Source organism: Cupriavidus phytorum (assembly GCF_003254285.1).
Classification (GTDB): Bacteria; Pseudomonadota; Gammaproteobacteria; order Burkholderiales; family Burkholderiaceae; genus Cupriavidus; species Cupriavidus phytorum.
This window is the reverse complement of the sequence record NZ_QKZN01000001.1, coordinates 1,218,949-1,225,479: the sequence shown is the minus strand read 5'-3', so window position 1 is coordinate 1,225,479 and position 6,531 is coordinate 1,218,949. Positions and strand designations below refer to the sequence as shown.

Genomic DNA, 6,531 nt, shown 5'->3' with positions numbered 1-6,531 from the left:
GGGCGGCATCATCTGCTCAACCACCCACTCCTTGTACTCCGCCGGATAGCGTTTCATTCTCCAACCGCTTCCGCCCTCCATTGTCCTTCATCGAAAGGCGGCGGGACGACAACTATCCTGACATGGAGGGAAGCGCCAAGAAGTAGGCAAGAAACGCGTCGCCTATGCGGCTGGCAATCAATTCCGCGGCGTGGGTGGTTCGGGGGGTGGTGATTTCCGTTTGGCGTGGGTGCCCGTTCGAACCTGCTAACGCTATGTGAGTCAGGGGCGGTGCCTTCGATCACCTACTTTTGAACGATCCCAACAGGGCGTAGGCAGCCTGCTGCTGACACTATCGGTGCGACGCCTTCGGCTGCGCTGCGCGCGCTCCCTATCTCAGGTTTATTGCTCGGGCACGGAGTGCATCGCTGCGCTCGCACGCGTTGTCGCGGGCGATCCCTCGAGCGTTTATTGCCGCTTGTTTTCTCCCCTCTCCCGCTTGCGGGAGAGGGGCGGGGGAGAGGGCCGGCGCATCCACGAAGTCAACCGCATCTATCCGCGCGGCCCAACCTTATCCCCCGGGATCGCCCATGCGCCTAATTTTCCCCCGTCGCCGCACGTCATCCGCTCAGTAACGACCCTCCGCCTCTCAGCCCGCATGACGCTATTTGCCTCCCTGCCGCGCACGCTGCGCCTTACCATCGTCCTGGCCGCCGCGGCCAGCCTGGCCGCGGGCCTGTGCGCGGTCGGCATGGTGGCGCTGATCAACCGCGTGCTGGCCTCGCAGGGGGCCGAAGCGCCGCGGCTGGCGCTGCCGTTCGCGGCGCTGGCGATCGCGGTGCTGGCCTGCCGCACGCTGGCGTCGACGCTGTTCGTGCGCGTCAGCCAGAGCGCGCTGGCGCGCATCCGCGCGCAAATCTGCGAACGCTTTATCGGCGCGCCTTATCCGCATATCGAGCAGACCGGCAATGCGCGCGTGCAGGCCGCGCTGGCGGACGACAGCACCCATGTCGCCAACGGCCTGTCCGTGATCCCCGTGGTGCTGACCAACGCCATGGTGGTGCTGGGCTGCCTGGGCTACCTGGCCTGGCTGTCCTTGCCGACCTTTGCCATTGCCTGCGCGATCCTGGGCGTGGGTTCGTGGATCTATCACCTGAACCACCGCCGCGCGCTGGTGCACCTGAAGCAGGCCGGCGTCGCCCAGGACGCGCTGCACGGCCAGTTCAAGGCGCTGGTGGCCGGCGCGCGCGAGCTCAAGCTCAACCATGACAAGCAGCGCAGCTTCCTGCGCGACAGCCTCGGCACCACGCTCGAAGCGGTGCGCGCGGCGCGCACGCGCGGCCTGTCGATTTTCTTCGTGGCGCTGGGGTTCGGCAGCTTCCTGTTCTTCGCGGTCATCGGCGGCGTGCTGTTCGCGCCGCGCGCGACGCCGCTCGATCCGGCGGTGATGACGGGCTTCACCATCATGTTCCTGTACATCATGTCGCCGCTGGAATCGCTGCTGAACGCGCTGCCGGCGCTGAGCATGGGCCGCGTCGCCTACGCGCGCATCGAGGCGCTCGGTGCGGATGCCGATCCCGAGGTGCCGCCGGGCGCGCCGCCTGCCGCGCCGTTCTCGTCGGTCGCCCTCGACGGCGCCAGCCACCGCTACTTCCACGAGGGCGAGAACAGCTTCTTCGCGCTCGGGCCGGTCGACCTGGTGCTGCGCGCCGGCGAGATCGTGTTCCTGGTGGGCGGCAACGGCAGCGGCAAGACCACGCTGGCCAAGCTGGTCGCGGGGCTGTACCCGCCGCTGTCGGGCCGCCTGCTCCATAACGGCAAGGCTGCCGACCCGGCGCGGCTGGCCGACTACCGGGCGCTGTTCTCGGCGGTGTTCTCGGACTTCCACCTGTTCGACACGCTGCTGGCGCACGATCCTCAGGACGAAGCGCTGGCCAACCGTCTGATCGAGCGCTTCCAGCTTGGCCACAAGGTCGGCGTGCGCGCGGGCCGCTTCACCACGCAGGCGCTGTCGCAAGGCCAGCGCAAGCGGCTGGCGCTGATCGTCGCGTGCCTGGAGCGCCGGCCGGTGCTGATCCTCGACGAATGGGCCGCCGACCAGGACCCGCTGTTCAAGGACATCTTCTATCGCGAGGTGCTGCCTGAACTGCGCGCGCAGGGCAAGGCGGTGCTGGTGATCTCGCACGATGACCGCTACTTCGGCCTGGCCGACCGCGTGGTCCGGATCGAAAACGGGCAGCTTGCCGGCGACGCCGCGCCGCCCGCCGCCACGCCGGTGCCGGAAGCCTCCGCCGCCTGATCCCTTCTTCCCCATCCGCATCGATCATGGCACTGCATCCCGATCTCGAAGCGCTGCTCAACATGGTGGAAATCGCCACCGCGACCGGCAAGCGCCCGGTCATCCACCAGCTCACGCCGGCGCAGGCGCGGCGCGAATTCGACGCCGCCTCGGCCGCGCTGGACCTGCCGCCCGAGCCGCTGGCGCGGGTCGAAGCGCTACTGGTCCCGACCCGCGACGGCCAGCGGCTCGATGCCCGCCTCTATGCGCCGCGCACGCACGGCGACGGGCCGCCGCTGCCGGTGCTGCTGCATTTCCACAGCGGCGGCTTCACCGTGGGCAGCCTGGACTCGCATGCCGCGCTGTGCAGCGCGCTGGCATCGCGCACGCCCTGCGCGGTGCTGTCGGTGGCGTACCGGCTGGCGCCGGAGCACCGCTTCCCGACCGCGGCCCACGATGCCATCGACGCGCTGGCGTGGCTGGGCGCGCACGCCGCCACGCTGGGGCTGGATCCGGAGCGGATCGCCGTGGGCGGCGATAGCGCCGGCGGCACGCTCGGCGCGGTGCTGGCGCTGGCCGCGCGCGACGACCCCGCGCTGCCGCAGCCCTGCCTGCAGGTGCTGTGCTACGCGGGACTGGGCGGGCGCACCGACACCGATTCGCACCGGCGCTACGGCCAGGGCTACCTGCTGGATACGGAGACCATCGAGTGGTTCTACCGCCAGTACCTGCGCGATGCCGGCGACCGTGGCGACTGGCGCTTCGCGCCGCTGCTGGCGCCCGACCATCGCGGCGTGGCGCCGGCCTTGCTGGTGCTGGCCGAGTGCGATCCGCTGCGCGACGAGGGCCACGCCTATGCGCGCAAGCTGGCCGATGCCGGGGTGCCGGTGACGGTGCGCGAGTATGCGGGCATGGTCCACGAGTTCCTGCGCATGGGCAATATCGTTGCCGATGCCGCGCAGGCGCATGAGGACATCGCCGAGGCGCTGGCGCAGGCGTTTTCCTGTGTGCGTGGCCGTGTGCAGCCGCTCGCGGCGGGCCTAAATTCGACGGCCGCTGCCTCGTCTCGATAGGCAAGACGGGCAGCGCCTGGCGCGTGCCCGCAACCATCGCCTCGCCTGCACAGGACTTCGATGCCGACTACGCTCTCTCTTTTCCCTCGCCACGTTTCCTTCGCCGCCGACCCCGCGCTGCGCTGCGAAAGCCGCTTCGACGGCGCGACGCTTACCGTCACGCAAGCCGCCGCCGCGCCGGTCCGTTTTGCGCTCGACGGCGACGCGCTGCGGCTGCTCGATACCGAGGCCGATGCCGCCGCGCTGGCGCATGCCGCGATGGCGGCGCTGGACGCCGCGTTCGCGCACGGCGCGCCGCGCACGCTCCGCGTGCAGCTCGAGTCCCGCGACGCCGAGCAACGGCTGCATGCGCTCGGCGTGCTGGTGCGCGATGCATCCGGCGCGCGCGGCAGCGTGGCCCATGCCGGGCTGCTGTGGCAACGCCCCGAGCTTTACCTTGCACCTTCGGCCGGGCCGTATCCGCTGCGCTATGTGCTGACCGACGGCAAGCGCCACCCGCAGCGCGCACCGAAGCCGCACGGCGTGGTCTATGCGCGCCATATCCCCTGGCTGGACCGGACGCTGACGCTTCGCGCCGCCGAACTCGAGCGCGACCTGCCCCTGCTGCACCGCTGGATGAACGACCCGGACGTGGCGTATTTCTGGAACGAGGAAGGCGACGAGGCCAGGCACCGCGCCTACCTGCAGGGGCTGCTCGACGACCCGCACATGCTGCCGCTGATCGCCGCCTTCGACGACGTGCCGTTCGGCTACTTCGAGGTGTACTGGGCCAAGGAGAACCGCATCGCGCCGTTCTACGACGCGCACGACCACGACCGTGGCTGGCATGTGCTGATCGGCGAGCCGGCGTTCCGCGGCAAGGCCTTCCTGACCGCGTGGTTCCCCGCGATCCAGCACTACCAGTTCCTCGACGATCCGCGCACCCAGCGCATCGTGGGCGAGCCGCGCGCCGACCATGTGCGCCAGATTGCCAACCTCGACAAGGCCGGTTTTTCCAAGGTCAAGGAGTTCGACTTCCCGCACAAGCGCGCCATGCTGGTGATGCTGCTGCGCGAGCGCTTCTTTGGCGAACACCTGCTGCTTCCCTCCCTGGCCCCCTCCCCGGCCTCTCCTTCGACTGCTCAGCAAGGACCGAACCCATGACGCTACGCGAGATTCCCCCGGCCGCCCACGACCTGGTCGGCATCGGCTTCGGGCCGTCCAACCTGGCCCTGGCGATCGCGCTGCAGGAGCAGGCCGCGGCCGGCCGCCCGCTCGACGCCCACTTCATCGAGAAGCAACAGGACTACCAGTGGCACGGCAATACCCTGGTGGCGCAGAGCGAGATGCAGATCTCGTTCCTGAAAGACCTGGTGTCGATGCGCAACCCGACCAGTCCGTACAGCTTTATCAACTACCTGCATCGCCACGGGCGCCTGGTCGATTTCATCAACCTGCGCACCTTCTACCCCAGCCGCATGGAGTACAACGACTACCTGCGCTGGGCCGCCAGCCACTTTGCCGGGCAATGCAGCCACGGCGAGGAAGTGGCGCGGATCGAGCCGGAAGCCCAGGGCGGGCGCATCGGGCGCGTGCGGGTGGTGTCGGTCGATGCGCAGGGCCGCGAGCACACGCGGCTGGCGCGCGCCATCGTGCTGTCGACCGGCGGCACCCCGCGCATTCCGGAAGCGTTTGCCGGCCTGAGCGGCGACCCGCGCCTGACGCACCACAGCGGCTACCTGAGCTGGATCGGCACGCAACCCTGCGCCAGCGGCAAACCCATGCGCATCGCCGTGATCGGCGCCGGCCAGAGCGCCGCCGAGGCCTTTATCGACCTGCACGACAACTATCCTTCGGTGAAGGTGGACTGGATCATCCGCGGCGCGGCGCTGAAGCCGGCCGACGACAGCCCCTTCGTCAACGAGATCTTCGCGCCGGCCTACACCGATGTGGTGTTCGAGCAGGCGCAGGCGGGCCGCGACCGGCTGATCGACGAATACCTGAACACCAACTACTCGGTCATCGACGCCAACCTGATCGACCAGATCTACGCCATGCTGTACCGGCAGAAGGTGAGCGGGCAGTTCCGCGTCAACCTGGTGACCTGCAAGGCGGTGCAAAGCGCGCAATGCGGCGCCGGCGGCATCGAGCTGGCCATCGGCGCCACCGCGCCGGGCGCGCCCGCCGATACCGACACGCGTCGCTACGATGCGGTGGTGCTGGCCACCGGCTACGAGCGCGAAAGCCATCGCCGGCTGCTGGCGCCGCTGGCGCGCTACCTGGGCGATTTCAGCGTCGACCGCAACTACCGCGTGCAGGCCGCACCGGAGCTGGCGGTGCCGGTGTACCTTCAGGGCTTTTGCCAGAGCAGCCACGGCCTCAGCGACACGCTGCTGTCGGTGCTGCCCGCGCGCGCCGAGGAAATCGCCGGCGACATCCACGACGCGCTCGCTGGCGAACGCCGCTGGATGGCGCAGCCGGCTCAGGCCGGCGGCACCCAGGCGATCGCCGCCGCGTAACCGTCCGGCGCGGCAAGCCGGTACAACCGCATCCGCGCCAGCGCCGCCGCATGTCCGGCGAGTTGGCCAGATTCAGGCACCACGGCGAGGCGGCCCGCGCCGCCCTGCCCGTCAGCCACCACCGACACATGCTGCAGGTGGTCAGCGATCCCCAGGCCAAGCGCCTTCAGCAGCGCCTCCTTGGCCGTCCATCGCAGGAAGAACGCGCGCGGCCAGGCGTCGGCCGGCAGCGGAGCCAGCCATGCGCGCTCGCGCGGCGTCAGGCAATGCGCGGCCAGCTCGCGCATTGCCGCCAGACCCAGGGCCGGGTCGATGCGCTCGATATCCACGCCGACCTCCCAGCCTGCTTCCGCCAGCACGATCCACGCGTAGTCCCCCGCATGCGCGACGTTGAACGGCGGTGCCGCGATGCCGTCGAGATAAGGCTTGCCATGGCTGCCCGCGCCGAAACGTAACGTCGACGGCGAGCAATCCAGCCGCCGCGCCAACACGGTACGCAAGGCCACGCGCGCGCCCGTGAAGCGCCGGCGGTCAGCGGCTTGCCGCAGCGTGGCGCAGCGCGCCTGCTCGGCAGGAGCAAGGCAGCTGGCAACCGCAATCGCCGCCGCATGCACCGGATCGGCAAGATCCACCTGCCACAGCGACAGCTGCGGCACCGGCGCCGGGAGACGGCGCGGAAATTCGGCAGGGGGAAGGTGTCGAC

The 6,531-nt window shown here is 69.8% G+C and carries 5 protein-coding genes; 4 read left to right on the top strand and 1 reads right to left on the bottom strand.

The features are described 5' to 3' along the window. Positions 1 to 637 precede the first annotated feature (637 nt). The 4 genes from C7416_RS05260 to C7416_RS05245 are packed head-to-tail and all read left to right on the top strand — an operon-like array spanning position 638 to position 5,828. Positions 638 to 2,278, top strand: coding sequence for a cyclic peptide export ABC transporter (locus C7416_RS05260; RefSeq protein WP_111517431.1), 1,641 nt, complete (start codon positions 638 to 640; stop codon positions 2,276 to 2,278). Between the two features lie 26 nt (positions 2,279 to 2,304). Then, the gene (locus C7416_RS05255) at positions 2,305 to 3,330 is read left to right on the top strand and encodes an alpha/beta hydrolase (RefSeq protein ID WP_111517430.1); all 1,026 of its coding nucleotides are present in this window, start codon (positions 2,305 to 2,307) and stop codon (positions 3,328 to 3,330) included. A gap of 60 nt (positions 3,331 to 3,390) precedes the next feature. After that, positions 3,391 to 4,473: a GNAT family N-acetyltransferase gene (locus C7416_RS05250; RefSeq protein WP_111517429.1), complete on the top strand. Its 1,083-nt coding sequence runs from the start codon at positions 3,391 to 3,393 to the stop codon at positions 4,471 to 4,473. Then, positions 4,470 to 5,828: a lysine N(6)-hydroxylase/L-ornithine N(5)-oxygenase family protein gene (locus tag C7416_RS05245; RefSeq protein ID WP_111517428.1), complete on the top strand. Its 1,359-nt coding sequence runs from the start codon at positions 4,470 to 4,472 to the stop codon at positions 5,826 to 5,828. Before C7416_RS05250 ends, C7416_RS05245 begins: the two co-directional genes overlap by 4 nt. Here C7416_RS05245 and C7416_RS05240 read toward each other — a convergent pair. Next, entirely contained in the window at positions 5,792 to 6,484 is a 693-nt protein-coding gene (locus C7416_RS05240) for a 4'-phosphopantetheinyl transferase family protein (RefSeq protein WP_240988282.1), read from the bottom strand. The two genes, C7416_RS05245 and C7416_RS05240, sit on opposite strands and share 37 nt — an antisense overlap. Between the last annotated feature and the right edge of the window lie 47 nt (positions 6,485 to 6,531).

Coding starts and splice junctions, on each gene's coding strand:
- C7416_RS05250 (WP_111517429.1), top strand. CDS start 3,391: ATGCCGACTACGCTCTCTCTTTTCCCTCGCCACGTTTCCTTCGCCGCC.
- C7416_RS05255 (WP_111517430.1), top strand. CDS start 2,305: ATGGCACTGCATCCCGATCTCGAAGCGCTGCTCAACATGGTGGAAATC.
- C7416_RS05245 (WP_111517428.1), top strand. CDS start 4,470: ATGACGCTACGCGAGATTCCCCCGGCCGCCCACGACCTGGTCGGCATC.
- C7416_RS05260 (WP_111517431.1), top strand. CDS start 638: ATGACGCTATTTGCCTCCCTGCCGCGCACGCTGCGCCTTACCATCGTC.